At 70.0% G+C, this 26,639-nt stretch carries 21 protein-coding genes and 1 pseudogene; 11 read left to right on the plus strand and 11 right to left on the minus strand.

What is annotated here, in order from left to right; all coding sequences use genetic code 11:
• Positions 1–201: 201 nt before the first annotated feature.
• Together OHB49_RS24480 and OHB49_RS24485 are read left to right on the plus strand one after the other, a co-directional pair.
• Entirely contained in the window at positions 202–648 is a 447-nt protein-coding gene (locus OHB49_RS24480) for an SRPBCC domain-containing protein (protein WP_329163026.1), read from the plus strand.
• Positions 645–998, plus strand: a complete 354-nt coding sequence (locus tag OHB49_RS24485; protein WP_329163028.1) for an ArsR/SmtB family transcription factor — start codon at positions 645–647, stop codon at positions 996–998. Before OHB49_RS24480 ends, OHB49_RS24485 begins: the two co-directional genes overlap by 4 nt.
• A 132-nt stretch (positions 999–1,130) precedes the next feature.
• On the opposite strand, the pseudogene OHB49_RS24490 reads toward OHB49_RS24485, so the two are convergent.
• Positions 1,131–1,476, minus strand: a pseudogene (locus OHB49_RS24490) (SPOR domain-containing protein); the annotation flags it as partial.
• A 188-nt stretch (positions 1,477–1,664) separates the two neighbouring features.
• On the opposite strand from OHB49_RS24490, the gene OHB49_RS24495 reads away from it, so the two are divergent.
• Positions 1,665–4,259: a bifunctional FO biosynthesis protein CofGH gene (locus OHB49_RS24495; RefSeq protein WP_329163030.1), complete on the plus strand. Its 2,595-nt coding sequence runs from the start codon at positions 1,665–1,667 to the stop codon at positions 4,257–4,259.
• A 119-nt stretch (positions 4,260–4,378) separates the two neighbouring features.
• Here OHB49_RS24495 and OHB49_RS24500 read toward each other — a convergent pair whose 3' ends face one another.
• Both OHB49_RS24500 and OHB49_RS24505 read right to left on the minus strand, forming a co-directional pair.
• Positions 4,379–4,777: a hypothetical protein gene (locus tag OHB49_RS24500; protein ID WP_329163032.1), complete on the minus strand. Its 399-nt coding sequence runs from the start codon at positions 4,775–4,777 to the stop codon at positions 4,379–4,381.
• Positions 4,774–5,058 (minus strand): hypothetical protein, encoded by a 285-nt coding sequence (locus OHB49_RS24505; RefSeq protein WP_329163035.1) that lies wholly within the window; start codon positions 5,056–5,058, stop codon positions 4,774–4,776. The genes OHB49_RS24500 and OHB49_RS24505 overlap by 4 nt, the downstream gene beginning before the upstream one ends.
• Before the next feature lie 198 nt (positions 5,059–5,256).
• Here OHB49_RS24505 and OHB49_RS24510 point away from each other — a divergent pair, with 198 nt between their 5' ends.
• Complete coding sequence (locus OHB49_RS24510; protein WP_030974391.1) at positions 5,257–6,372, plus strand: ADP-ribosylglycohydrolase family protein; 1,116 nt, start codon at positions 5,257–5,259, stop codon at positions 6,370–6,372.
• Between the two features lie 95 nt (positions 6,373–6,467).
• Here OHB49_RS24510 and OHB49_RS24515 read toward each other — a convergent pair whose 3' ends face one another.
• The 3 genes from OHB49_RS24515 to OHB49_RS24525 form a co-directional block, all read right to left on the minus strand.
• Positions 6,468–8,042, minus strand: a complete 1,575-nt coding sequence (locus OHB49_RS24515; RefSeq protein ID WP_030974393.1) for a sodium:solute symporter family protein — start codon at positions 8,040–8,042, stop codon at positions 6,468–6,470.
• A 351-nt stretch (positions 8,043–8,393) separates the two neighbouring features.
• Positions 8,394–9,176, minus strand: a complete 783-nt coding sequence (locus OHB49_RS24520) for an SDR family oxidoreductase (RefSeq protein ID WP_313937811.1) — start codon at positions 9,174–9,176, stop codon at positions 8,394–8,396.
• A 70-nt stretch (positions 9,177–9,246) separates the two neighbouring features.
• Positions 9,247–10,890, minus strand: coding sequence for a recombinase family protein (locus OHB49_RS24525; protein WP_329163039.1), 1,644 nt, complete (start codon positions 10,888–10,890; stop codon positions 9,247–9,249).
• 176 nt (positions 10,891–11,066) lie between these two features.
• On the opposite strand from OHB49_RS24525, the gene OHB49_RS24530 reads away from it, so the two are divergent.
• Complete coding sequence (locus OHB49_RS24530; protein WP_329163042.1) at positions 11,067–11,915, plus strand: hypothetical protein; 849 nt, start codon at positions 11,067–11,069, stop codon at positions 11,913–11,915.
• Positions 11,916–12,021: 106 nt separating this feature from the next.
• Here OHB49_RS24530 and OHB49_RS24535 read toward each other — a convergent pair whose 3' ends face one another.
• The 3 genes from OHB49_RS24535 to OHB49_RS24545 all read right to left on the minus strand — a co-directional run bounded on the left by OHB49_RS24535 (position 12,022) and on the right by OHB49_RS24545 (position 14,325).
• Positions 12,022–12,228, minus strand: a complete 207-nt coding sequence (locus OHB49_RS24535) for a DUF397 domain-containing protein (RefSeq protein WP_078852813.1) — start codon at positions 12,226–12,228, stop codon at positions 12,022–12,024.
• Positions 12,229–12,518: 290 nt separating this feature from the next.
• A complete protein-coding gene (locus OHB49_RS24540) occupies positions 12,519–13,388 on the minus strand; it encodes a helix-turn-helix domain-containing protein (protein WP_030974398.1) in 870 nt (289 codons plus the stop codon).
• A gap of 214 nt (positions 13,389–13,602) precedes the next feature.
• Complete coding sequence (locus OHB49_RS24545) at positions 13,603–14,325, minus strand: GOLPH3/VPS74 family protein (RefSeq protein WP_030927908.1); 723 nt, start codon at positions 14,323–14,325, stop codon at positions 13,603–13,605.
• A gap of 194 nt (positions 14,326–14,519) precedes the next feature.
• Here OHB49_RS24545 and OHB49_RS24550 point away from each other — a divergent pair, with 194 nt between their 5' ends.
• From OHB49_RS24550 to OHB49_RS24575, 6 genes are all read left to right on the plus strand, one after another.
• Entirely contained in the window at positions 14,520–17,054 is a 2,535-nt protein-coding gene (locus tag OHB49_RS24550; RefSeq protein ID WP_329163043.1) for a D-alanyl-D-alanine carboxypeptidase, read from the plus strand.
• 182 nt (positions 17,055–17,236) lie between these two features.
• Entirely contained in the window at positions 17,237–19,129 is a 1,893-nt protein-coding gene (locus tag OHB49_RS24555; RefSeq protein WP_329163045.1) for an MFS transporter, read from the plus strand.
• Positions 19,130–19,225: 96 nt separating this feature from the next.
• A complete protein-coding gene (locus OHB49_RS24560; RefSeq protein ID WP_329163047.1) occupies positions 19,226–20,170 on the plus strand; it encodes an adhesin in 945 nt (314 codons plus the stop codon).
• 66 nt (positions 20,171–20,236) lie between these two features.
• The gene (locus OHB49_RS24565) at positions 20,237–20,518 is read left to right on the plus strand and encodes a hypothetical protein (RefSeq protein ID WP_329163049.1); all 282 of its coding nucleotides are present in this window, start codon (positions 20,237–20,239) and stop codon (positions 20,516–20,518) included.
• A gap of 60 nt (positions 20,519–20,578) precedes the next feature.
• A complete protein-coding gene (locus OHB49_RS24570; RefSeq protein ID WP_443079557.1) occupies positions 20,579–21,124 on the plus strand; it encodes a hypothetical protein in 546 nt (181 codons plus the stop codon).
• Positions 21,121–21,948: an isocitrate lyase/PEP mutase family protein gene (locus OHB49_RS24575; RefSeq protein ID WP_329163051.1), complete on the plus strand. Its 828-nt coding sequence runs from the start codon at positions 21,121–21,123 to the stop codon at positions 21,946–21,948. Before OHB49_RS24570 ends, OHB49_RS24575 begins: the two co-directional genes overlap by 4 nt.
• Before the next feature lie 10 nt (positions 21,949–21,958).
• Here the strand turns inward: OHB49_RS24575 and OHB49_RS24580 are convergent, their stop codons facing one another.
• Positions 21,959–23,404 carry an FG-GAP and VCBS repeat-containing protein gene (locus OHB49_RS24580; RefSeq protein WP_329163054.1) on the minus strand — a complete coding sequence of 482 codons (1,446 nt, stop codon included), beginning with the start codon at positions 23,402–23,404 and terminating at the stop codon, positions 21,959–21,961.
• Between the two features lie 257 nt (positions 23,405–23,661).
• Complete coding sequence (locus tag OHB49_RS24585; protein WP_329163055.1) at positions 23,662–26,628, minus strand: AfsR/SARP family transcriptional regulator; 2,967 nt, start codon at positions 26,626–26,628, stop codon at positions 23,662–23,664.
• Positions 26,629–26,639: the final 11 nt, after the last annotated feature.

The raw sequence follows: 26,639 nt of genomic DNA on the forward strand, positions 1-26,639 counted from the left end.
GGGCGCCCCCTCGCGTCAGGTCGGTGAGACCGGAATCGCGTTTGCCCACGGTGCCGGGATGGATCCCACGGCTTTCGGCAGCCCCGAAGCAGGTTGCCGACAGAGCGGCACTCGACCCCGGTGCAACCCTTTGGTTGCGGCTGGAGGTTCGATGTGCAACTCTGGAGTTGCAGTCAGTGGCGGCGATGAAGGAGTCCCCTCATGAGCGAACAACGGATCGAGCGCGAAACCCTGATCGCGGCACCCCTGGTGCGGGTCTGGTCGCTGGTGACCGAACCCGGGTTCTGGGTGGCGGACCCGGCGAGCGTCCACGGCACCGTGGCCAGAGAAGGCGAGTCGGTGCTGGCGAAGAACGCCGAGTACGGCGACTTCCCGGTGCGCGTGGAGAAGGTCGAGCCGCCGACGTACGTGGCGTACCGCTGGGCCAGCGCGTTCCCCGGGGAAGAGCTGCGCGCGGACAACAGCACCCTCGTGGAGTTCACGTTGACCCCGGAAGGCGACAAGACCAGGCTTCGCGTCGTCGAGAGCGGTTTCGAGGCGCTGGCCGGGTCCGAGGAGCTGCGCACCCAGGCGGTGAAGGACAACAGCGGCGGCTGGCCACAGGTGTTCGACGCGTTCAAGACGCGTGCCGAACAGTCGTCCGTGTGACGGACGAACGCCGCGGCCCTGGAGAAGCGGTCGACAGCGTTCTCGGCGCGCTGGCCGACCCGATGCGACGCCGGCTGCTCGATCTGCTCGCCGCGCAGGGCGAGGTCAGTGCGACGACGCTCGCCGAACGAGTGCCCGTCTCGCGGCAGGCGGTGGTCAAGCACCTCGCCGTCCTGGACGCCGCCGGACTGGTTTCCGGCAGACGGGTCGGGCGCGAGGTGCGGTACGCGGTGCGGCCCGCGGCGCTGGACGCGACGGCGCGGTGGATGGCCGCGCTCGCGGCCGACTGGGATCGGCGCTTGGCGCACATCAAGCGCGTCGCTGAGGCGGCGGAGCGGGATTCGCGCTAGTACTGCCGCGCCGGCGTGCGCCGGACGGGCCGGATGGGGGCACCGGCCCCGACAGGGGGCCGGATGCCCGGGCAACGGTTTCCGTACGCAGCAGTGGGTCCAGGACTCACTTATGTGCACTGGCTAGGAACGGTCGATGGTGAGTACCTGAACGCGCCACGGACCGCGGTCGGTCGAGGCGCCGTCCCACCCGGTGAAGACGGCGGAGGCGGTGAAACCCGCGGCCCACCCGGGCGAGGAGTGCGTTGGCGGCTGCCTTGTCGGCGTCGAGCCCGATCATCCGCACCCGGAAGCCGAGGCTGCCGCCGGCGAAGTCGGCCACGGCAGGGGTCGTGACGTCCTCGACGCGAGCGGCGAATCCCTTGCCGGACAGGGCGCCGGCGAGAGCGTCGGCATGCGCCCGGTCGCCGACGGCGGTCGGCGGCGCGTCGGGGTCGGGGCCGTCGCCACCACCGGGGACGGCGACCTCGACGGTCCAGCCGTCGGGCCCTTTCCGGGATCGGAAGCGCTTCCGGCCCGGTCCGGTCCGGCCGCCGCCGGTTCCGCGCCATGGACCTGTCCTCGGTCCGGCCGCGCCGGACGGGAACGCCCGTCACGAGGGCAGGGGGGCCAGGCCGCCCCGGAGGCGTCCCTACCGCTCGCCCGCATCGCTCGTATGCTCGGTTCATGACCGATCTTCAGCGCGGACGCCCGACCACCAACTCCATGCGGCGCGCTCTCAAACGGGCCCGTGACGGGGTCGCTCTCGATGTGACCGAGGCCGCCGTCCTGCTCCAGGCGCGCGGCGACGATCTGACGGACCTCGCCGCGTCCGCCGCCCGGGTGCGGGACGCGGGCCTCGAAGCCGCGGGCCGGCCGGGAGTCATCACGTACTCGCGCAAGGTCTTCATCCCGCTGACCCGGCTGTGCCGCGACAAGTGCCACTACTGCACCTTCGTCACCGTCCCCGGCAAGCTCCGCAAGGCCGGGCACGGGATGTTCCTGTCGCCCGACGAGGTGCTGGACATCGCCCGCAAGGGCGCCGCGATGGGCTGCAAGGAAGCGCTGTTCACGCTCGGTGACCGGCCCGAGGACCGCTGGCCCGAGGCGCGGGAGTGGCTGGAGGCCGAGGGCTACGACGACACCCTGGCGTACGTACGGGCCATGGCGATCCGCGTCCTGGAGGAGACCGGACTCCTCCCGCACCTCAACCCCGGCGTGCTGACCTGGACCGATCTGCAGCGGCTCAAGCCCGTCGCCCCCTCCATGGGCATGATGCTGGAGACGACCGCGACCCGCCTGTGGTCCGAGCCGGGTGGCCCGCACCACGGCTCCCCGGACAAGGAGCCCGCGGTGCGGCTGCGGGTGCTGGAGGACGCGGGCCGTTCCAACGTCCCGTTCACCACCGGGATCCTGATCGGGATCGGTGAGTCGTACGAGGAACGCGCCGACTCCCTCTTCGAGCTCCGCAAGACCGCCCGCGCCTACCACGGCATGCAGGAGGTCATCGTCCAGAACTTCCGCGCCAAGCCCGACACGGCGATGCGCGGAATGCCGGACGCCGAACTGGAGGAGCTGGCCGCGGCCGTCGCCGTCGCCCGCCACATCCTCGGCCCGTCCGCCCGCATCCAGGCCCCGCCGAACCTCGTCGACGCCGAGTACGCGCTGCTCATCGGCGCCGGGATCGACGACTGGGGCGGTGTCTCGCCGCTCACCCCGGACCATGTGAACCCCGAACGGCCCTGGCCGCACATCGACGAACTCGCCGCGAAGACCGCGGAGTCGGGCTTCACGCTGCGCGAACGGCTCACCATCTACCCGGAGTTCATCCAGCGTGGCGAGCCGTGGCTCGACCCCCGCCTCCTCCCGCACGTCCGGGCGCTCGCCGACCCGGAGACGGGTCTCGCGAAGGAAGGGGCGATCCCGGCCGGCCTGCCCTGGCAGGAGCCCGACGAGGGTTTCAACGCTTCCGGCCGCACCGATCTGCACCGCACCATCGACACCCAGGGCCGCACCGGCGACCGCCGCGACGACTTCGACGAGGTGTACGGGGACTGGGAGGCGCTGCGCGAGGCCGCCGCGCCCGGCATGGTCCCGTCCCGGATCGACACGGATGTGAAGGCCGCACTGGCCACCGCCGCCGACGATCCGACGAAGCTCACCGACGACGAGGCACTCGCCCTGCTCCACGCCGACGGGCCGGCTCTCGACGCGCTGTGCCGGATCGCCGACGAGCTGCGGCGGGACGTGGTCGGTGACGACGTCACCTACATCGTCACGCGGAACATCAACTTCACCAACGTCTGCTACACCGGCTGCCGCTTCTGCGCCTTCGCCCAGCGACGCACGGACGCCGACGCGTACACCCTTTCGCTGGACCAGGTCGCCGACCGGGCCGCGCAGGCATGGGACGTCGGCGCCGTCGAGGTGTGCATGCAGGGCGGTATCCACCCGGACCTGCCCGGCACCGCGTACTTCGACATCGCACGCGCGGTGAAGGAGCGCGTCCCCGGCATGCATGTGCACGCCTTCTCGCCGATGGAGGTCGTCAACGGCGCCACCCGCACCGGGATGTCCATCCGGGACTGGCTGACCGCCGCGAAGGAGGCCGGGCTCGACTCCATCCCCGGCACCGCTGCCGAAATCCTCGACGACGAGGTCCGCTGGGTCCTCACCAAGGGGAAACTGCCGACGGCCACCTGGCTCGACGTCATCAGGACCGCCCACGAGGTGGGGCTGCGATCGTCGTCGACGATGATGTACGGCCACGTCGACCAGCCCCGCCACTGGCTCGGCCATCTGAGGACCCTGGCCCGCCTCCAGCAGGAGACCGGTGGTTTCACGGAGTTCGTGACACTGCCGTTCATCCACACCAACGCCCCCGTCTACCTCGCGGGCATCGCCCGGCCGGGCCCGACCGACCGTGACAACCGGGCCGTCACCGCCATGGCCCGGCTCCTGCTGCACCCGCACATCACCAACATCCAGACCAGCTGGGTGAAGCTCGGTACGCAGGGCGCGGCCGAGATGCTGCGCTCGGGCGCGAACGACCTGGGCGGCACGCTGATGGAGGAGACCATCTCCCGGATGGCGGGGTCGAGCTACGGCTCGTACCGGTCGGTCCAGGATCTGGTCGCCATCGCGGAGCTGGCGGGCCGCCCGGCGAAGCCGCGCACGACGCTGTACGGGGAGGTGCCGCAGGAGCGGGTGACGGCCGCCGCCGCCTCGGACGGGCACCTGCCGGAACTGCTGCCGGTCCTGTCGGAGGAGACGTGTTCGTGAGGACGCCGGCGCGGCCCCGTCTCAGAGGGGTAGCGGGACGGGGCACAGCTGACCGGGATCTTGCACGCAGCGGGGCGTGCTCAGCTGGGTATGCGGCTGTCTGCCGACGGGACCAGGATTCAGTGGAAGCCGAGCATGCCGGGTGAGTCGATGTCGACCGTGAGGATTCCGGGCGGGTAGTCGGCCTCACGTCCGGTCAGGATGATCGACATGCCGCCGCTCTCCTGGTGCGGTGTCGCGACGTACAGCGCATGACAGGTGTCGGGACCGCCCCAGCCATCACGGATCATTCCGCCGATCGTGGCGGCAGCCGTCTGGTCGAGCGGATCGACCAGGATCCCAGGGAGCGCGAGCACATTGCGAGCGAGACCCTTGTCGGCTGCCTCCGCGTGCATCAGGCACAGGGCGGGGACGTGCAGCCAGTCACCCGGAGTGGCGGCGACGTTGTCGGCGAGGAGGTGCAGGGCGCGATGTCCCTGCCCAAGTGCCGACACCGCGCTCGTGTCGAGGATGATCACGCGGCGGTGCCTCGCCGGGCGTGCATCTTCTCGGCTGCCATTGCGTATACGTTGGCAAGGACGTCCGGCCCCTGTTCGAACTCCTCGTCGGTCAGCGTGCAGCCCATGCGCTCACGCAGCACCTTGCGCGTGGTGGCGACCCGCTCGGCGATCTGAGCCGCGGTCGGCTGCTGGGCGGCCAGCTGGTCGACGAGCTGGCCCAGGCTCAGCCCGCGCTCCTTGGCCAGCTGAGCGAGATGGTCGCGCGTCTCTTTCGGTACTTGGATGGTCGTAGTAGCCATAGTTTCACTATAGAGCTGCTACGGCCCAGGGGTGACTGTTGTCCCGCGGTACGGAAACCCTCGGAGATTGCCGTTCAAAAGTGACCGCGAGAGTCACTCCGTACATACCGATCCGGTCCTCGATCGGCCGTTCCCCGTTCGATTACAGTGCTGCGGAGTCGAAGCTGCGCAGCCGTACGAGGACGGGGAAGGGGCACGGTGAGCACAGGAGCCACAGCTGTCTGGGGCCGTGTCGAACAGCAGGACTTCCGCAGCCGGGTACGTGGCTGTCTGCTGGGCGGTGCCATCGGCGACGCGCTCGGTGCGGCCGTCGCCGGTCTCTCGCTCGAAGAGATCCGCGCGGCCCACGGCGCCGACGCCGTCACCGACTTCGTCCCCGTCCACGGCAGACGCGGCGCGGTCACCGCGGTCACCCAGCTCAACCTGTTCACCGTCGACGGGCTGATCCGCGCCCAGGTCCGCCGCGACATCGGTGCCTGGCACCCGCCCACCGATGTGCACCGTGCCCATCTGCGCTGGGCCGCCACCCAGCACGAGTGGGGGCCCGACGAACGCCGCCAGGAGAACGGCTGGCTCGCCCAGGAGGAGTGGCTGTACGCCCGCCGCGCCCCCACCCGGGAATGCCTCACCGGGTTCGGCGACGCCACGATGGGCACCCTCGACCGGCCCAAGAACCCCGCCGCACGCGACTCGGCGGCCCTCACCCGGTCCGCCCCGTTCGGGCTGCTGGTCGGGTGGGAGCCGCAGCTCGTCCTCCAGCTGGCCGTCGAATGCGCCGCCCAGACCCACGGTCACCCCACCGCCCTGCTCTCCGCGGGCGCCCTCGCCGTCATGGTGCACGGCCTGGCCCGCGGCGAGACCCTGGACGGCTCCGTGCAGCACGCCCTCGCGCTGCTCGCCGAGCGCCCCGGCCATGACCAGGTCACCGAGGCGCTCAAGCAGGCCCTCGGCTCCGTACGCCAGGGGATCCCGGGCCCGGCCCTCATCGAGGCGCTGGGTGACACGGACTCCGCCGAGGAGGTGCTGGCCGTCGCCGTGTACTGCGCCCTGGTCGGCGAGGACGTGCGGCACGGGCTGCGGCTCGCGGTGAACCACGGCGGCCCTTCCGCGGCCACCGGGGCCCTGTGCGGGGCCCTGCTCGGCGCGCTGCACGGCGAGACCGCGCTGCCGCCGGCCTGGCTCGCCGAACTGGAGGGCAGGGCCACCCTCCTCGAACTCGCCGACGACTTCGCCATGGAGATGACCCAGGGCCCGGCCCTGCACAGCCCGTCGGCCGCCGCACCGGGCTGGCTGACCCGCTACCCCCGCGGCTGACCACCGCCCGCGGGCCGACCCGCGGAGCACGTACGAGGGGCGGGGTACGGACACCGCCGTGTCCGTACCCCGCCCCTCGGCTCCGTGCGGGCGGATCAGTCCTTCACGCCCTCCGCGACGGTGGTGTCGCCGGCACCGGCCTGCGCCGGAACCGTCGCGCCGGCGGCCGACGAACCGTCGCCGTCCGTGTTGATCTGCTCGATCAGCGCGTCGCGCTCCGGGGTGTCCTCCGGCTTGATGAAGCCGATCGCGATGTAGAGCACCAGCGAGATCGCCAGCGGCAGCGCCACCTGGTACTGGAGCGCGACAGTCGTCTTCACCGAACCGTCGAAGTTGTAGTTGGTGAAGTAGAACGCCAGCAGACCCGCAGCCCAGCTGACGAGGGCCGCCGTCGGACCCGACTTACGGAACCTGCGCAGCAGGCCCAGCATGAACGGGATCGCGATCGGACCCATCAGACCGGCCACCCACTTGATGACGACGGAGATGATGTCCTTGAACGTCGGCGAGTTGATCTGGGTGGCGAGTGCCATCGACAGACCGAGGAAGCCGAGCGTGGACACGCGGGCCGCCAGCAGACCGGCGCGGCTGCTCCAGGTTCGGGCCGCCTTCGAGAGGACCGGGGCGATGTCCCGGGTGAAGACCGCCGCGATGGCGTTGGCGTCCGAGGAGCACATGGCCATCGTGTGCGAGAAGAAGCCGACGACGACCAGACCCAGCAGACCGTGCGGCAGCAGCTGCTCGGTCATCAGGGCGTAGCTGTCGGAGGCGTCCGGCTTCTGTGCGTGGACCAGCAGCGGGGCGCACCACATCGGGAAGAACAGGACCGTCGGCCAGACCAGCCACAGGATGGCGGAGAGCCGTGCCGAACGCTTCGCCGACGCGGCGGAGTCCGTGGCCATGTAGCGCTGGGCCTGGTTCCACATGCCGCCGTTGTACTCGAACGTCTTGATGAACAGGTACGCCAGCAGGAAGGTCACCGTGTACGGGCCCGCCGTGGGGTCGGTGTGGCCCTCGGGCAGCTTGTCCCAGACCGTCCACAGCGTGCTGAAACCGTCCAGCTTGGCCATGGCGGTGACGAGCATCGCGATACCGGCGAAGAGCTGGATGATGAACTGCCCGAGTTCCGTGAGCGCGTCGGCCCACAGTCCGCCGACCGTGCAGTACACGGCGGTGATGCAGCCGGTGATGAAGATGCCCTGAGTGATCGAGATGCCGGTGAAGACGGAGAGCAGGGTGGCGATGGCCGCCCACTTGGCGCCGACGTCCACGATCTTCAGCAGCAGGCCCGACCAGGCGAGCGCCTGCTGCGTCGGGATGTTGTAGCGGTTCTTGAGGTACTCGAGCGGCGACGCGACATGCAGTCGCGAGCGCAGCCGGTTGAGCCGCGGTGCGAAGAGCTGGGCGCCGATGCCGATGCCGATGGCGATCGGCAGCGACCACGTCACGAACGACGTGACGCCGAACTGGTACGCGATGCCGGCGTACCCGGTGAACATCACCGCGCTGTAGCCGGACATGTGGTGCGAGATGCCGGACAGCCACCATGGCATCTTGCCGCCGGCCGTGAAGAAGTCGCTGACGTTGTCCACACGCTTGTGGGACCAGAGTCCGATCGCGATCATCACGCCGAAGTAGCCGATGAGCACGACCCAGTCGAGACTGTTCATGTGCCCCCTCCTGGGGTCCGCCTTATGAACGGGGTTACGCACTTCGTCAGTACGGCCGCCCAGCGGGGCCCCGTGCGGGAGCGGGGACATCGGGGATTGAACCGCCTGTTCGGTACCTCGGTCAAGGTCTTTGGCGATCAGAGATGTGAACGCCAATCAGTAAGTCGAACGATTTTACTTGTTCTTGACCCACGGGGGCGTTGTCGTGAACGTGACGGCGGCCACACCATGAGCAGGCACTTCGTCAGGCTGTGCAGAGCAATCACGAGCACTGGAGAGCGCAGAAAGACCGCACGGGATGCGGGTCCCGTGCGGCCGAGAAGGAGGAGAACTGCCCTTAACGACAGCGGATCAGCGCATCAGCTCGCCGGCGTTGACCAGCAGGGACTGCCCGGTGATCGACCGGGCACGGTCGGAGGCCAGGAATACCGCGGCCTCCGCCACGTCACCGTCCGTGGCCAGCTCGGGCAGCGCCATCCGTTCGGTGAGCCTGCCGAGCACGTCGGCCTCCGGTAGGCCCTCGGAGTGCGCGGTGAACCGGACGTACGCCTGCACCGGCGGGCCCCACATCCAGCCGGGCAGCACCGTGTTGACCCGGATCCGGTGCGGGCCGAACTCCCGGGCCATGGAGTACATCGCCGAGGTGAGCGCGCCCTTCGACGCCGCGTACGCCGCCTGCCGCACCTGGGACGGTGCGGCGACCGACGACTGCGTACCGATGACGACCACGGAGCCTCCCCGCTCCTTGAGGGCGGGCAGGCAGGCGCGCGTCATCCGCAGCGTGCCGAGCAGATTGACGTCGATCACCGACTGCCAGGTGGCGAGGTCGGCGTCCTCGACGCCGCCGAAGTAGCTGTCCCAGGCGGCGACATGGACCACCGCGTCGATCCGCCCGAACCGCTCCAGCGCCAGCGCGGCGAGCGCCTCGCACTGCGCCTCGTCGGTGATGTCGGTGGCCAGATGGGCGGTGTGCCGGCCTTCGGGATCGATCTCGGCGGCCGACTTGGCGAGCCGCTCCGCGGTGCGCGCCCCGAGGACCGCGCTGCCGCCGTCCCGTACCACCGTCTCCGCGATCCGGTGCCCCAGTCCGGCCCCGACCCCGGACACCACGACGGTCTTCCCCGTGAGCAACATCGGTGCCTCCCGGCCCTGACAGTTTTCCTGACGGTGCGTCAGAGTATGGCGGGATGTCGATGGAGGGAAGTCACTCGGCCCACTCGGGGCGGATGTGCGCGGGGTTGAAAGGTGCCCGGCCCTTTCCGGAAGGCATGACATATACGGCAGTGAATGCCTCGCCCGCGATGGTGCGACGCTGTTCAAAACTGCCGTTCTTCCACTCTTGCTCGTAGTTGCGGGCCGGTCGTCCCGCTGGTCGCGCCATGACGTCCGCCAGTCGACGCTCCAGGGCGTCCAGTTCGGCATTCATGGAGGAAAGTGACTGATAGTAGTCATCTGGACGCATGCCGCGCACATGGGCGGCGTCCTTGGCCCAGGCGGCGATGAGCTCCTGCTTGCGGGTGCTGACCGCTGAGATGCGGGAGTGGATGTCGGCCAGCGGTTCGGCGGGCTTTCCGGCGAGCGAAGGGGGCGAGGCTTGAGTGCGTGCCCATTCGGTGATCAGTTCTTCCAGGCGGGTATCGACAGGTGCGGCGCGTCGGCTCACCTTGCCGCAGGCGTTGCGAACCTTGCCGGGGCAGTAGTAGATGGCATGGCCGCGCCGGGATACCCACTTGGTGCTCATGGGCGCTCTGCAGATGCCGCATCGGAGATATCCAGTGAAAACGTACTTGCGTTGGTTGGCTCCCTCCAGGTTCCGCGAGATGCCTCTCTCCCGGTCCAGCAGCCTCCGGTGGTCGAGTTCAAGCTGGGTATCGGCCCATAGCTTCCGCGAGACGACAGGCTCCCACCTGCCCGTGACGGGCAGGCCGTCTTCCCCCAGCAGGACGCGCCCCCAGCCGTCTCTCTGGCGGGGAGTTCCCGTGCGATGCTTCCCCTGGTAGGAAACGAACCCGCAGTAGCGTGGATTGGTAATGATCGCCTTTATGGTGGCCGGCGCCCACTTGACCCCCTGTGGTGACGGGATCTTCTCTCGGTTGAGTTCGCGGGCGATCCCCGCGATCGATGTACCGGCTGCGAACCGTTCGTAGATGCGCCGTGCGATCCGCGCGCGATCCCGGCGGAGCGTTCCGTCGGGGTTCCATGCGTAGGGCGTGCGTCCGGTCAACTGGCCTGCCGAGGCGTCTGCCAGATGGCTTCGGGCGACCCTTCGAGATGTGTCTTCCGAAGCTTTGAGGGCCATGATGCACAGCATCCGGGCCATGTGCCGGTCGGAGTCGTGGATCAGATTGAGGTCACCCGTGACGCCCGTTGCGGGGCGCTTGGTGTGCTCCACTAAGTCGATCAGGTCTTCTAGATCCCGGGGCTGTCGCGCCAGTCGATCGATGTCGTAGAAAAGAACGCCGTCGATGCGGCCTGCGAGCAGGTCGCCGAGCATGCGCCGGAACTCGGGGCGCACCACTATCCAGTCGACTGACCCGTCCGCCTGTATGATCCGCTTTTTCTTGAAGGCTCCGGTGTCGTTCTCCCGGTAGGTCTCGGCGAACGGGCCCCAGCCGAGCCTGATCCGCTTCAGCCCTGCGTCATGGAGCTGCAGTTCGAGACTCCGCTCGTCGCCGCTTCTGTCGTGCGAGGTGCGCAGGTAGCACCCGGGGCGGCGAGGGGCGAACTCGCTGAGTGAGTCGCCGATGGCGAGCGTGGCTGAGGTGCGGTTCCGTACACGCTCCGGGATCAGGATGCCTTCCAGCAGTAGGTCGGCGTGCGTGGGGGCCGGGTTGCGGCGCGGGTTCATGGGGCCTCCCCGTAGGACGTTCATGGCACCCCCGAACGTAGCCATTGCCCGTGAATGAACCGGCGCATTGGACGCCGCTCATGCGGATGAACGATCGATCGCACGGGCATTCCCATCGATCCCTAGCTGACGTACCGTCAGAATGCATGCGTCGAGGCGGAGGGGGAGTGGGCGTGATGGGTGACGGCGACGAGGGGACCTACCCGGACCTATATGCCAAGTTGGCCTCGGTTGGCCCGTACCGGGTGGAGGTGGGGCATGCGTTGATCACCATGGTCGAGCCTCATGCCGGGCATGAGCATGCCTACCACAGATGGTACGAAGACGATCACTACTACGCGGGCGCGATGGCGATGCCCTGGATGTTCGCCGGGCGGCGCTGGGTGGCCACCCGGGAGCTCCAGGAGCTGCGCTATCCGGAGAAGTCCGCGGTGGCGCAGCCGGTCGGCGCCGGGTGCTATCTGTCCACGTACTGGGTGACGGACGGGCGCTACGACGACCACATGAAGTGGACCGTCGGGATCAACAAGCGGCTGAACCGGGACGGCCGGGTCTACCAGGACCGTACCCATGTGTTCACCGCGTTCCAGGACCACGAGGCGACGGTCTACCGGGACGGCGCTGCAGGCCCCAGGGATTACCACGCCCTCGACCACCCGTACCGCGGACTGGTGCTCCAGGTGATCGACGCCGAAGACGCCGGGCAGCGGGCCGAGCTGCTGGAGTGGCTGCGCTCCCGGCATCTGCCGAAGCGGCTCGGCGGCTCACCGGCGGCGATGGTGACCGTCTTCCGCCCCACGCCGCTGCCGGGCGATCGGATGACCTATGTGAAGCAGGTAGAGGGCGTCGATACGAGGCTGACCCTGCTCTGGTTCCTCCAGGAGGACCCACGGGACTGCTGGGCGGAGCGTTTCACCGGGCTCGACGTGGCGGTCGCGGAATCAGGCCTGGGCCGGGTCGAGCTGGTGGCGCCGTTCATTCCGACCGTGCCCGGCACGGACCGGTATGTGGATCAACTGCGTTGACCGGATCTGCTGGAGGAGCCCCCTCGGCCAGGACGGCGGACCAGTCGAGAGGGCTTCCGGCGGCACCGGCGTCGGTGCCGCACCCCGGTCTGTGGAAGGGCATGGGTCAGGCGTCGACGGAGCCCTTCGCGATGTCGGAGACGAAGGCGTTCCACGCGCCGGGCACGAACGTGATCGAGGGGCCCTCGGGGGCCTTCGAGTCACGCACCGCGATCGCCTGGGCGAGAGGGGACTTGACCTCGACGCAAGCGCCGTTGCCCCCGGAATACGACGACTTCGTCCAATTGTCCGTAGCACCCTGACGAATAGCCATGTTCACTCCGGTTCAGAGAGTTGTGTGAGAGGTGCCAACCGCAAAACCTGTTGGCGTGATCGACGCTACTCGCCAACATCGTTGCGTGAAGGCGCCGTTCACTCGACCGGATGGCATATTCCATTCGGGCCTTCCACTTTGAGGTGGCGACGGTGTACCGTGCCGTCGCCTCACCCGTAACATCGCCCCTTTTCCCGCATAACGGACTTTGCGGAATGCCTGCGCCGGGCTACCGGCGGCTGCCGTTCGGCCGGCAATCTGCCGGTGTCCGCCCGGCGTTCAGTCGCTGCTCACTCGCTGCTCAGCCGGGCGTACTTCTTCGCGATGTCGGCGATGAAGTGCCGGGTCTGCTCCACATTCAGCGCCTGCGCGCGCAAGTGCTCATACATGACGCTGTATCGCTGCACATCATTCGCTTTCTCCAGATAGAGATCGCTGGTGACGCCCTCGATATAGACCACGCTGGAGTCCGCGGCGTCCGGGAATTCCAAAATGGCGTACTGCCCGTTGATGCCCGGATGTGCACCCATCTCGAAAGGCAGCACCTGCACGGTCACATGCGGCAGGTGCGACAGCTCGACGAGTTGCTCCAGCTGCTCGATCATCACCTGCCGGCCACCGACCTGCCGGCTCAGTGCGGCCTCGTCGATGACCGCCCAGAGCCGCAGTGGATGTTCCTGGTCGGTGATCCGGTCCTGACGCCGCGCACGGACGCTGACGCGCTTGTCGATGTCGTTCGGCGGCGCCTCCGGAAGCGCGCCGTTGATCAGCGCCTCGGCGTAGCTCCGGGTCTGCAACAGGCCCGGGACGACCTGGGGTTCGTACACCCGCAGCGACTCGGCGTCGGTCTCCAGGCCGATGTAGACGCTGTACGGGATGTCGCCGAAGGCGTGCCACCAGCCTTGCTGGCGGGAGTCCTTGGCCATCTGCATGAGTGAGTCGACGATCCGGTGGTCCTCGACCTCATACACCCCGCAGAGGTCGCGGACGTCGCGCTGGCTGATGGATCGGCGGCCGTTCTCCAGGCGGCTGATCTTCGACTGCGAGACCAGCAGCCGCTCCGCCACCTCCTCGGCCGTCATGCCCTTGAGCTCGCGCAGGCGGCGCAATTCCTGACCCAACCGGCGTCGCCTGACGGTGGGATTGACGTTGGTCGGCACGGAAACGGCACCTCCGGCTGTGTAGCTGTGCGTATCTACTGCTCAGCAGATTGCCACCCGTGGGCCGGGTTGCGCTGGGAAATGGCCACACGCAGGCGCGCGGGGCAGCCGGTGGACCGGCTGCCCCGCGCGTGGTGCGGCTCCCGAACCGGGTCTTGGGGACGTCGGTGCGGCGGTATTCGGTTGTCCCGTCGGTGCGGTGCGGTCCGCCGCCCTAGTGGGCCGCGGTGTGCACCATGCTGTCGCGGCGTGACTGCGACTGCACTTGCGGTTGCAATGGCGCTCCGGCCGCCTGGTTGCGGCGCGGTTGTGCGACCGCCCCGTTCTGGACGTCCATCACGGCGTGCGCCACGAGGCCGCCCATCGGGTCGTGTCTGATCAGGTCCCGGAGCCGGGAGCGCGATGAGCGCCCCTCGTTCCCGGGGTAGAGGTGCTTGCCGAGTCCGACCGCGTGGGCCAGTGCGGCGAGCGCCGCGGTCCGCGGGTCCGGTGGTACACCGGTGCGGATCGCACTGTCCAGCCGGGATCTGATCTCCCGGCTGATTGCCGTGTCCGTCGCCTGGTAGCGAGTCGTCGGCAGCACCCCGCACATCTGTCCCGCCACGGCATGCACCATGCCGCACCGCTCCAGATGCGAGAGATAGGTCTGACGCAGCCCCAGCCGGGGCCCGCCAATCCAGTGGACGGCCCGGACCGGGCTGCCGCGTCGGCGCAGCAGTTCCAGTGCGGAGTCCAGTGTCGGATCTCCTGTCGGCCGTGGCATCACCACGGCGATACGATCCCCGTCAGGGGCTATCCGTCCTGCCAGAGCCAGCTCCACTAGCTGAGCTCCGGCGAGGCCGAGGTCGAGCGACTGCGGCTGCGCTGTGGTACCCGTGGTCGGGTCCAGAGCGAGCAGCAGAAGCTCCTCCGGAATTGTTCTGCGGCTCCTGCCCATCCATGCCTCCCCGCGTGGATGAATGACAGGGTGACCCCTCTCACATTGGTCTGTCGAGAGCGCCTGGGTGCTTCGTACGGGAACCAGTAGGTATGTCGTTCTCGTCTAGCAGCCCGGCCGAGGGTTCACACAGGACACTGGTAGCTGGTTCGGACAGTGCGGGGGCGTCCCCGCGGCGCATGGAGGAGGCATCGGTGGCGGGCGAGTCCCCCGACAGGTCGGAGCAGCAGAAGTCGTCGGGCGCGGCTCGGAGCGAAAGCGATCCGCGACTCGCCGTCTTCCGTGACACGGCAGCCGCGGCGGATGCCGGAACCGGATCCGCGACTGGAACCCGCGGCAATCCGGATACGGCGACGGCGGTGTTCCGTACGAAGCCTGCGGAGGCCGGCGAGGGCGAGAGGCAGGATTCTCGCGAAGGCCTCGGCGAGGGCCTCGGCGGGTCGAGGAACGGCTCTCACGGCTCTCACGGCTCCCGCGGTCCCGAGCGGGCCGAGAAGGCCCCTGAGGCCCTGGAGGCGGCCTCTGCGCCCGAGGAGCGGGAGGAGTCCGCGGAGGGCGCCCGGGCCGCGGAGGCGGCCGGGGCCGACGAGGCGGGAACCGGGACCGCACCCGAGGAGAGCGACGCGCGGCTGCGTGCTGCGGTCGCCGCATGGGTGGGGAAGGGCACGGCCGGCGCGAAGACGGCCGAGCAGGACGAGCGGGACGAGCAGGACGAGAAGGCCGACACGGTCGCGGTCACCGGGAGCGACGAGGTCACGGGGAGCGACACGCCCGAGGTCGTCGACGAGGCGGGTGACAGCGGGACGACGTCCGCCGGCGCGACCGGGGACGGGTCGGACGGGCCGGACGAGCCGGTCGCGTCGGACGCAGCCGATGCCGATGCAGCCGATGCCGCGGATGAGGACGACGCCGACGAGGCGCGTGCTGAGGGCGCCGCGAAGCCTGCGGCATCCGACGACGCCGAAGCCGCGGACGAGGGCCCGGGCGAGAACGCGGACGAGGAAACGGACGGCGCCGCCGACGAGGCCCGGGTCTCCGGCGCCCCCGAGGAGAGCCCCGCGGCCGCGGAGAGCGTCGAGGCAGCCGATGCCGCCGAGACATCCGAGTCCTCCGAGGCCGCCGAGACATCCGATGCCGCCGAGGACAAGCGCGCAATCGATCAGCCTACGGCTGTCTTCAGGACGGTCCGGCCGGACCGGGTCGACCAGCCGACGACCGCGCTGAAGATCACCCCGCCCGCGGTGAAGCCGGAGCAGAAGCCTCAGCGGAAGCCGGAGGCCGAGCCCGAGGCTGCCGCCGAGCGCACCAGCCAGTTCGTGCCGCTGCGCCGCGACGAGGCGCGGCCCGCGCCCGCGGTCCGCAAGCCCGAGACACCCGCAGCCGCACCCGGGTCGGCCGCCGCCCCCTCGCTCAGCGGCGCCGAACGGACCCGGCAGCAGCCGATGCCGCCCCGGCCGCCGCTCGACCTGCTGGCCGAGCTGACGAACACGCCTCCGCCGCCGGAGACGCCCGTCCGTACGGCCGTGCGCCGGGTCAAGATCTGGACCCCGCTCGCAGTGCTCCTGTTGATCGTCTTTGCGATCGTGCAGGCGGTGCGCCCGCTGCCGACGCCCGAGCTCCGGCTGACGGCGCAGCCGACGTACACCTTTGACGGCAGCAAGCCGTCACTGCCGTGGCCGAACGAGGGCCAGGGCTACATGGCGGCGACCGGCCTCGGCACGGTGGACTCGTTCGGCGAGCAGAAGGCCGTGCCGATCGGCAGTGTGGCCAAGGCGATGACCGCGTACGTCGTGCTCAAGGACCACCCGCTCAAGAAGGGCGAAGCCGGTCCGTCCATCACGGTCGACGCCAAGGGGGAGTCGGACGGCAAGCTGGACGCCGCGGGCGAGTCGACGCTCAACACCGTGAAGGCCGGGGACAAGCTCACCGAGCAGGAGGCCCTCTCGGCCATAATGATTCCGTCCGCGAACAACATCGCGCGGTTGCTGGCGCGTTGGGACGCGGGTTCCGAGGAGGCGTTCGTCAAGAAGATGAACGACACCGCGAAGTCGCTCGGCATGAAGAACACCACGTACACGGACCCGTCCGGACTCAACGCGACCACGGTGAGTTCGGCCGAGGACCAGGTGAAGCTCGGCCAGAAGCTGGTGGAGATCCCGGCGCTGATGGCGATCACCAAGCTGCCGTCGTGGACCGACCCGTCGGGCAAGAACTGGCGGAACTACAACACCCTCGTTCCGTACAACAACGCGCTCGGTATCAAGACCGGCTCCACGAGCAAGGCGGGCGGCAACCTGCTCTTCGCCGCGCACAAGATGGTCGGCGACACCGACCAGCTGATCGTCGGTGCGGTGCTGGGCCAGCACAAGTCGCCCATCATCGACACCGTCAACGCGGTCAGCAAGGATGTGATGATCGCGACCGAGAACCTGCTGAAGAGCGGGAAGGTGGTCAAGAAGGGTGACGTCGTCGGCGCGGTCGACGACGGGTTCGGCGGCACCACCCCGGTTGTCGCGACCGAGGATGTGGCGGCGGTCGGCTGGCCCGGTCTGACGGTCAAGCTCGAGCTGACCGACGACGGGAAGACGCCCCCGCACTCGGCTGCCGCCGGAACGCACGTCGGCACGCTCACCGTGGGTGAAGGGTCCAGCCAGGTGAAGGTGGCGGTGGCGCTGCAGAGTGATCTGACGGACCCGTCCTTCGGCCAGAAGCTGACCCGGATCAGCTGACGAGGAAGGGGGAGGGGATGCCGTTCCCGGCATCCCCTCCCCCTTTTCGGTGCCGGAACCGGCACCGTCTTCCCCTTTGCGCACGTGTTAGCGTCCCCGGACAACCGGGGAGCGCCGGACGGCGTCCTCACAGGTGGTACGGAGACGGGGAACGGGGCCGGCGGAGACGGGGAGAAGCCGTAGTGACCACCGCGGAGCCGAGACCCGGCCGTGAGGCGGCCGGGAACAGCGATGTGCGAGGCGACGTGACGAGCGGCAGTGGTGGCAGCATGAATGTCCGGCTGCCCGCCCCGCGTACCCCGGAACCGTGGGCGGGGGCTACCGAACCGCCGGAACCATCGGAGCCGACCCGCAGTCGGCAGGCCCGTACCCGGCAGCTGCTGCGCCACCCCGTCACCATTGCGACGGCAGCCGCCGCGGTCACCCACATCCTCTGGTTCTTCCTCTTCGCGAACAGCGGCGGCGATCTCGCGGCGCAGGACGCCTGGGCCGAGTTCGTCGGCCGGTACCCCGGTACCGCGTACAACCTCGCCTGGTACGGGGGCATGCACCCCGTCTCGTACAGCGTGGTCTCGCCGTATCTGATGTCCGTGCTCGGCGTCCGTACGACGATGATGATCGCCGGGACGGTGTCGGCAGGGCTGACCGCGTTGATCGTGGTGCGGGTCCGGGCCGTCCGCAACCCGCTCGCCTGCTCGCTCGCCGGAGTGTTCGCGTATCTGTGCAACGCGCTGTCCGGGCGGGTGACGTTCGGGCTCGGCATGATGTTCGCGCTGGGTGCGGTGGCCGCGGTGTTCTGCTGGCCGTACCGGTGGCGCCACAAGCGCTGGGCGAAGGCGGCCGTCGCCGCGCCGCTCGCCGGGCTGGCCACGGCGGGCAGCCCCGTCGCGGGGCTGTTCCTCGGTGTGGTGGCCGCCGCGCTGTTCCTGAACAAGCGGCGCCCCGGCGCGTACGCACTGGGCCTGGCGCCGGTCGTCGTCGTCGCCCTGTCGTCGTGGCTGTTCCCGTTCTCCGGTACGCAGCCGATGTCGCTCGCGACGCTGTCCCTGCCGTTCCTCTTCGCCGTTCTCACCCTCGTCCTCGTGCCGAGCGAGTGGCGCACGGTCCGCACCGCTGCCGCCGTGTACGGGGCCGGGACGCTGTTGACCTATGTGGTCGACTCGCAGATCGGCTCGAACGTCACGCGGATGGCGATGCTGTTCGCCGGGGTGGTGCTGCTTGCCGCGCTGCCGTACTCCGTGCCGCGTTCGCGGCGCTGGTACGCGCTGATCCTGGCATTCGTCGGCATGAACATCTGGATCGGCGTCAAGGGCGTCGACGACATCGTCCGTACCGCCCCCGCCGCCTCCTGGACGCGGGAGCTGGCCCCGCTGGTCAACGAGCTCCAGGAGGTCGGTGCGGAACGCGGCAGGGTCGAGGTGGTGCCCGCCAGCAGCCACCGCGAGGCGTCCGCGCTCGCCCCGTACGTCAATCTGGCCCGCGGCTGGAACCGGCAGGCCGACATGGACCGCAACCCGCTCTTCTACGACGACACGCTGGACCCGGTGAACTACCGCCGGTGGCTCGACCGCTGGGCGGTGCACTACGTGGTGCTGCCCAAGGGGGAGCCGGACTCCACCGGCGCGGTGCAGGAGGCGGCACTGGTCCAGAAGGGCCAGCCGTATCTGAAGGCCATCTGGTCCGACTCCAACTGGCAGCTCTTCGAGGTCGACAGCCCGGTGCCGCTGGCCGATCCGCCGGCGACGGTGGACCGGGCCGGTGCGGGTGAGCTGACCATCCATGTGAAGCGGGCCGGCCGGGTGCTGATCCGGATCCCGTACTCGCGCTGGCTCGCGCTGGTCGACGACGAGGGCAAGAGCGTGGAGCGGCCGCAGGAGACCGAGGCGTCCAAGCGGCGTGCGGACCAGGACAGCCCGAGGACCTTCGTCAACACGAACGGCTGCCTGCTCAAGGTGGACGAGGACGAGGACGGCGACGAGTGGACGGAACTGCTCGCGCCGCGCCCCGGGGTGTACCGGCTGGCAGCCCCGTACCAGCTGTCGCCCGGTACACCGTGCCCGGAGGAGCTGCGCTGAGGAGGGCGCGGACGGGGAACCGCAGACAAGGAGAGAGCGAGTAAATCGTGCACGGTCTCTCCCTCCGGGGGCGTTGCCCTGGCATGGTGTGCTGCCATGAGGTGCCAACGGTGCGGCAGTGAACAGCGAGGTGCGCTGCCGGGATTGGTCTGTCCGGACTGCGGATCGGTGGCCCGGTCGGCCGGCGGGGACGGTTCCTGGATCGCCCGCGAGACGCTTGCGGGCCGGCTGTCCACGTTGCCGCGGAGCAGAAAGGCCCTGTTGGCGGCGGGAGTTGTGGTGGTGGCCGGCTCGCTGGTCACGGGCGCCTCGCTGCTCGCTTCTGCAGGCGGCGACGACAGCGGCCGGCGTACGGGGGCGGTGGGGCGCGCGGGTATCCCGCCGGACGGCATCGGGGGCGGCGCCCCGACCCGGATCGGTCCGTCCGGCACGGAGAGCCCGGACCCGGCACCCACCTCTTCGAAGTCGCCGTCGTCGCCAGCGTCGCCCAGCCCGTCCCGTACTCCCAAGTACCCGCCGGGCAGGGGTGGTTACATGTACACGGCCTGGGCCGGCCCCGGCTGCTCGACGGGCGAGTACCGCGAGCACGGCCGGTTCGAGGACGGTGACGACGGCTGGTACACGGTCGACTCGGGCGGCTACCGGGGCAGTACGTGCGACGGGCGGTTCAGCGCCGTGCCGATGTCGGGGAGCACGACCCAGGACCGGGGCAACACCGCCACCTGGTCCTGGCACCTGGGCGGCGGCTACCGCGAGTGCGCGCTGACCGTCTTCGTGCCGGACAGCGGCCGCGACCGCGACGTGGCGGGGAACCCCACCGTGTACCGGGTGCTCTCGAATCCGGATGACGCGGACTCCGCGTATACGGGCTTCGCCGTACGTCAGACCGTGCATCGCGGCACCCCCGTCGATGTGAGCAGCTACCCGGTCAAGGGCGACACGTTCGCGGTGCAGCTGATCGACCGGGGGCGCGACTGGGGTGACGAGGAACTGGTCGGCGCGCATCACGCAGCGGCGCAGTTGAGGGTGAACTGCCGCTGAGGCCGACTGCCGGGATGTCGGGCGGAACGGCAGCCATCCGTCCGACTCGGGAGTCATAGTGGACGCATGAGCCTGACCACCGACGGAGAGCCGCCCGGCCCTGTGCGGTTCCATCTTCTGTGCGATCGCCGGGGTTGCCGGGCGCGGGCCGTGTTCGACATGGTCATCGCGGACCCGCCGCCGGACATCGAGTCGGACCTGTTCGGTCACGTCCTGCACAGCGCGACCATTGCCTCCCCGCACATCGAGGAGCTCGGCTGGAAGTACGTCCAGCAGGAGGGTTACTGGTGCCCGGGCTGTGCCGCCCCGGGTCGTCGGCCGAGGCCGCGGGGCGTCACATCGTCCTGACGCAGTGCATCGCGGCACGGTTCGGCGGCCACCGAAGAGTCCCGCCTCTAGCGTCGAACCATGACGACAACGACCGGCTCCACCTCCGGCACCGCACCCGGCTCCGCCCCGGAGACCGACGACCGCGACCCTGCCGGGGTCGTCGCGGACATGGTCGACCACGTCCTGGCCCTCGCCGCGACCTGGACGGCCTGGAACGGGCGTCCCATCTCCGCCGACGACCGCGTCCACACCCCGCACAAGGCGATCCGCCGCGTCGCCGACCATCTGGTCGACCACCTCGCCGAGATGGAGGCGCGGCTCGTGGGGGAGGAGACGCAGCCGGACCACTGGCACGCCTCGGCGGCCACCACCGGCGCGGACCTCGCCCCGTTCACCGGGGCCGACCTCGACGAGGCCCGCAGCCGGCTGACCCGACTGGCCAGGATCTGGGTGAACCGTCTCGAGGCGCTGACGCCCGAGCAGCTGGACCGTTCTCCCGGCACCGGCTGGACGTTCCGCCAACTCGCCTTTCACGTAGCGGAATCGACCTATTACGCGGACGCCGTAGGAGACCTCGCACCCGCCCGCACGCCCGAGCGCGCCGAAGGGACCCCGACACCATGACCGACTTCGCCGCCTTCACGGCGTTCACTTCCCTGCACCGCGCGACGACCGCGTCGCCGTTGCTGCTCCCCACCGCCTGGGACCACGCCTCGGCGGCGGCCCTGAGCGAGCAGGGCTTCCCCGCCATCGGCACCACAAGCCTCGCGGTGGCCGCGGCGGCCGGACTGCCCGACGGTACGGGAGCGACTCGCGCGGAGACCGTGCTTCTGGCCCGGCGACTGGGTTCCGGGTCGTACCTGCTCTCGGTGGACGCCGAGGGCGGGTTCAGCGACGACCCGGCCGAGGTGGCCGAGCTGGCCCGTGAACTGGCGGCGGCGGGGGCGGTCGGCATCAACCTGGAGGACGGCAGGGGCGACGGCACACTCACCCCTGTGGAGCTGCACGCGGCGAAGATCGCTGCGGTGAAGGCCGCTGTCCCGCATCTCTTCGTGAACGCCCGCACCGACACGCACTGGCTGGGCGACCGGGAGGCGGCGACGACCGGAACGATGAGTCGGCTCGACGCGTATCAACAGGCGGGCGCCGACGGTGTTTTCGTCCCCGGTCTGACCGACCCCACCGTGATCGCCGCACTGGTGAAGAGCCTGGACGCGCCCCTCAACATCCTCTACTCGCCGTCCGGACCCACAGTCGCCCAGCTCGGCGAGCTGGGGGTACGCAGGGTGAGTCTCGGCTCGCTGCTGTACCGGGCGACGCTCGGGGAGGCGATGGCCGTGGCGGCGAACATCCGGACGGGCCGGCCGGTGGACGGGGACGTACCGACGTACGCACAGGTGCAGAACCTGAGCGTACGTGGGCACGACCCGGGCCCGGGTTCCTGCTGAGCCCGGGCGATCAGTTGGCGAAAACGTCGCCGAAGTAGGAGATCCCGGCAGGTCCGCCGACCGATCCCGGGCCGAAGGCCGTCGAGCCGGTCGCCGTGATGCCGCTGGTCCCCGTCTTGAACAGCCAGACCGAACCGACGCCGTTGTTCTCCGCGGCGGCACCGGCCACCAGTTCCGCTCGGCCGTCGTTGTTGCTGTCCGTGACCCATACGGAGCCGCCGAACTCGTCACGGGCCTCGGCGGCGCCGGGGACCCCCGCCGTGTCCTGGGAGAAGCTCTTCGAACCGGTGCCGGTCAGTCCCTTGGCCGAGCCGCGCAGCACGGTGACCGAGCCGGCCGACTGCTTGGATCCGAGGGCTTCGCCCGAGGCGCCGACGGCGACATCGGCGTACCCGTCGCCGTTGGTGTCACCCGCGGACACGCTCCACCCGAAGCGGTCGTTCTTCTCGGCGGCACCCGGGACCGAGGCGGTGTCCTGGGTGATCCGGACAGGGGTCCGGGTGGACAGTCCGGAGGCGCTTCCGTACGTCACGGTGACCGCACCGCCCGGACCGCCGTTCGGCTCCTCGGCGGACTTCTCCATGAAATTTCCGGTGACGATGTCCCCGTAACCGTCCTTGTCGACGTCGGCGATGGCCGCCGCGTAGCCGCCCGCGAGCTTGCTCGACGCCTTGAGGCCGGTGGCGCTGCCCTTGTAGAGGACGCTGCGAGTGGCGTAGACGTTGCCGCTCTCCTGCTGGCCCATGACGAGGAGGTCGGCCGCACCGTCCCCGTTGACGTTGCCGGCGACGAGCTTGTCCGGGTAGATGCCGGTGGCCGCGGTGGTGTCGATGCCGACGAGGGCAGCGGCCTTGCCGGTACGGGAGATGGGGCCCTTGAAGATGTTCAGGCTCGGGGTGGAGTTGTTGCCGGCGGCGAGGTCGGTGTGTCCGTCGCCGTCGAAGTCGCCCGCAGCCAGGGCCCAGCCGAGTTCGTTCCGGTACTGGGGCAGCGGGGACGCGATGTCGGTGCCGGTCGTGAGACCGGTCGCCCCGCCCCAGATGACGGTGAGGACACCGTACGAGTCGGTGGAGCCGATCCGGTCGGAATGCACGCCGACCACGAGGTCGGTGTACCCGTCGCCGTCGAGGTCGCCCGTGGTGAGCCGGTCACCGAAGTAGTCACTGGACTCCGGAGTGCCGGGGATACCCGTGGTGGCCTGGCTGATGACCTTGTGCTTGGACTTGTCGAGGCCGCTCTTGGTGCCGTAGACGACCGTGACGTAGCCGGCCCCTTCCCTGCCCGAGATCTTGCCGATGGGCGCGGCTATGACGAGGTCGCGGTAACCGTCGCCGTTGAAGTCGCCCTGCAGCCCGGAAGGCGCGGCGGAGGCGCCGCCCGCGCCGGCGACGAGCAGCGCGCCGGTGAGCGCGGCCGCGGCGGCGGTGGCGGTGGCGATACGGAGGCTCTGGTGCATGCGGGTCTTCTTCTCCTGCGGCAGGCCGGATGCCGGTGGTACGGCATCGGAATTCGGTTGATCGATCGGCGCCGGTGCACGTGTGGGCAGGCGTTCAGGCGCGTACACGTGTACCCACGTCGTTCGGTGCACACGTGGACTGCTGGAGGGCCTCCAGGGTTGTACGGGACAGGTGTGCCGTCACGCACCTCTCAGCCGGGCTCCCCTCGGCCGGAGCCCGCCACCCCGACGCGGCCACCAGCTCGTGGCATGACCCTCTACCGGGGCTCGCGGCCCTTGAGCCCGTCAGCCGCCGGTGCACGGTCGGCGCGGTGTGTACGGGCGCCGTGCACGTCGAGCACCGTCCGGAACTGCTCGCGCGCCTCGCGGACGCGGCCTGTCGCCAGGTAGGCGCGGCCCAGACGGCTACGGATGTCCATCTCCAGCCAGTCGCAGCTGGGGTCGGTGAGCGGGTTCAGCAACTGGTGCTGAAGGAGGGCCTGGTGATGGAGGGCGATGGCCGCGCCCGGGTTTCCCTCGCCCTGCTCCGCCGTGCCCAGCCGGGTCAGGCTGCGCGCGCAGAGGAAGATGTCCCCGACCTGCTCGACCAGGCGGATCGCCTCGCGGTACAGGCTCTTGGCCTCACCGTAGTGGCCGAGGCGGAGGTGGACGTCGGCGGCGCAGCTCAGGGGCCTGCCGAGCATGCGCGGTCTGCCGTCCGTCTCGGCGTGGGTACGGGCTTCGGCGAAGCAGGCCAGCGCCTCCTCGTTCCGTCCCCCGAATTGGTGGGTGAGGCCGAGGATGACGAGTGCCGTCGAGGCGACCCAGTCATTGCGCAGTCGCTCGGCCAGGTCCACCGCCGCGGTGACATGGCGGATCGCCCGGTCACCGTCGCCCACACTCAGGTCGAGAGCCCCCAGCCCGGCGAGAGTCCGGGCCTCTTCGTACGGGTCGGGGCGGCGTCGGATGAGGTCCAGCGCCTCGGTGAAGCAGGTGCGCGCCTGCGTGTACCGGCGTTGGTGTACGGCGGTGTAGCCCAAGCAGTTCCGCAGTGCGACGGCCATCCGCTCGTCGGTTGCCTCGTCCACGTGGTCGAGTGCGATCTCGAGAGCTGTCTGGCACTCGTGGTAGCGGCCCTGCCGTACGAAGTAGTCGACCATCGCCTCGGCGATCCAGCAGGCGTAGTCGGCTTCGCCGAAGGCCGCGGCGTGTCCGACGACGTCGGCGAGCTCTCCACCGGCCGCGTCCAGCCAGGCTTCCGCCTCCTGCCAGGTCGTGAACGGTGCTCCATCGGGCTGAGGTCCGGTGGGGAAGTTGCCGGAGTCCCAGTCGCTGGCGATCCGGGCCGCGTCCAGGTAGAGGCGGAGTGCGGCTGTGCGTGCGGCGGTGGCTTCGGCGGGCGCGGCTTCCGCGAGGTGTCGTGCGTGCACGCGAACCAGGTCGTGCAATCGGTAGCGGCCCGGACGCGGCTGCTGCAGCAGACTCGTGTCGACCAGGCTCTCCAGGATCTGCTCGGTGGCGTCGGGCGGCCCATGGAGCATGGTCGCCGACGTCAGCACGTCGAACTCGACCGTCGGTGCCAGGCCCAGGGCCCGGAATCCGCGCTGCTGCTCGGGTGCGAGATGTTCGTACGACAGGGTGAAGGCTGCCTCCACGCTGCGATCCCCGACGCTCAGCTCGCCGAGCCGGTGCTCATCGCCCGCCATGCGGCCCGCCAGGTACCCCACCGTCCAGGTGCTGCGGTTCTGCAGCCGCGACCCGGCGATGCGCAGTGCCAGCGGCAGCCCGTCGCAGAGCGCGACCAGCTGATGCGTCGCTTCCGGCTCCCTGCCCGCGCGCTCCTCTCCGATGATGTGCGTGAGCAGGGACACCGCGTCCCCGCTGTCCAGGGGCTCCAGAGTGATCCGTCGGTCGGCGTCGAGTTCGGCCAGCCGGCGTCGGCCGGCCACCAGCACCCTGCTTCCCGCCCCGGCCGGCAGCAGCGGTCGTATCTGGTCGGCGTCCAGGGCGTCGTCCAGTACGAGAAGCAGTCGCAGCGGGCTCGTTGCCGCGCGCCAGATCGCGGTGAGCTCTTCGAGGTCGCTCGGCAACTCGCCTTTGGCCGCGCCGAGCGATCGCAGCAGCCGCTGCAGCGCCTGCTCCGGCGATTGCCGCCGCTGCGTGCTGTGCGCGCGCAGGTCCGCGAACAGGCAGCCGTCCGGGTAATGGGCGCTGAGCTCCCGCGCCGCGCGCACGACGAGTGCGGTCTTGCCGACCCCGGCCGTGCCGTCCACCGTCACGATCGATACGGACCCGGGCGCGGAAGGCGCGATCAGCTGCGCCAGCTCGGTCTCCCGCCCGATCAGGTGGCCGGCGTCGCCCGGCAGTTCATTGACTGTACGGCCGAGCCGGGGCCGGGTGGAAGGAGCTGCGGAGCGCGCCGTGGCGCGACCGAGGAGCAGTTCGTCGTCCCGACGTAGCACCGCTTCATGTACCCGACGGAGCTCAGCACCAGGATCGACCCCGAGCTCGTTACGCAGCCGCTCGCACATGTCCTGATGGACGGTCAGGGCCTCCGCCTGACGTTCGCTGCCGTACAGGGCGCGCATGCGCAACGCCACCAGCGACTCGTCGTACGGACTGGATGCCGACAGGGCGGCGAGATCGTCCAGGGCATCGGCGAATCGGCCGAGCAGAACCAAGCACTCGAGCCGTTCCACCCGAACCCTGAGGAGGCGCTCCAGCAGCCGCTGCCGTTCGACGTCGGCGAACGGTCCGGGCAGCCCGGCCAGCGGCTCGCCGTCGAACAGGGCGAGTGCGGCCGACAACCGGTCCACCGCGGTGGCCGGATCGCCGGACGCCTTCGCGCGCCGAGCGCCCTCGATGTGCTCGGCCAGGTCCGCCGCATCGAGCTGGACATCGTCGACGACGAGGCGGTACCCGCCCCCTTCCCCGCGGATCACCGAATCCGCCGGCCCGGTGCCCTCCGCGTCGAGGGTCCGCCGCAACTCGTAGATGTAGCTGGGCAGTACCTTCCGGCCGGTTCTCGGTGGCTCGGCCCCCCACACCCCGTCGAGCAACTGCTCGTGGCTCACCAGGAAGCCAGGACGCAGCGCCAGCGCGGCCAGCACGGCCTGTCGCCGGACGGGCCCCAGGGGCAGCTGAGCCCCGCCACGCCAGGCCCGCACCGGCCCGAGCACGGCAAGCCGGAGCTGTCGACAAGAACCCGCGCCCACCCGAAGCCTCCGCTCCGCTCCGCGCATCATCAGAATTTCAT

Source organism: Streptomyces sp. NBC_01717, from assembly GCF_036248255.1.
Lineage (GTDB): Bacteria > Actinomycetota > Actinomycetes > Streptomycetales > Streptomycetaceae > Streptomyces.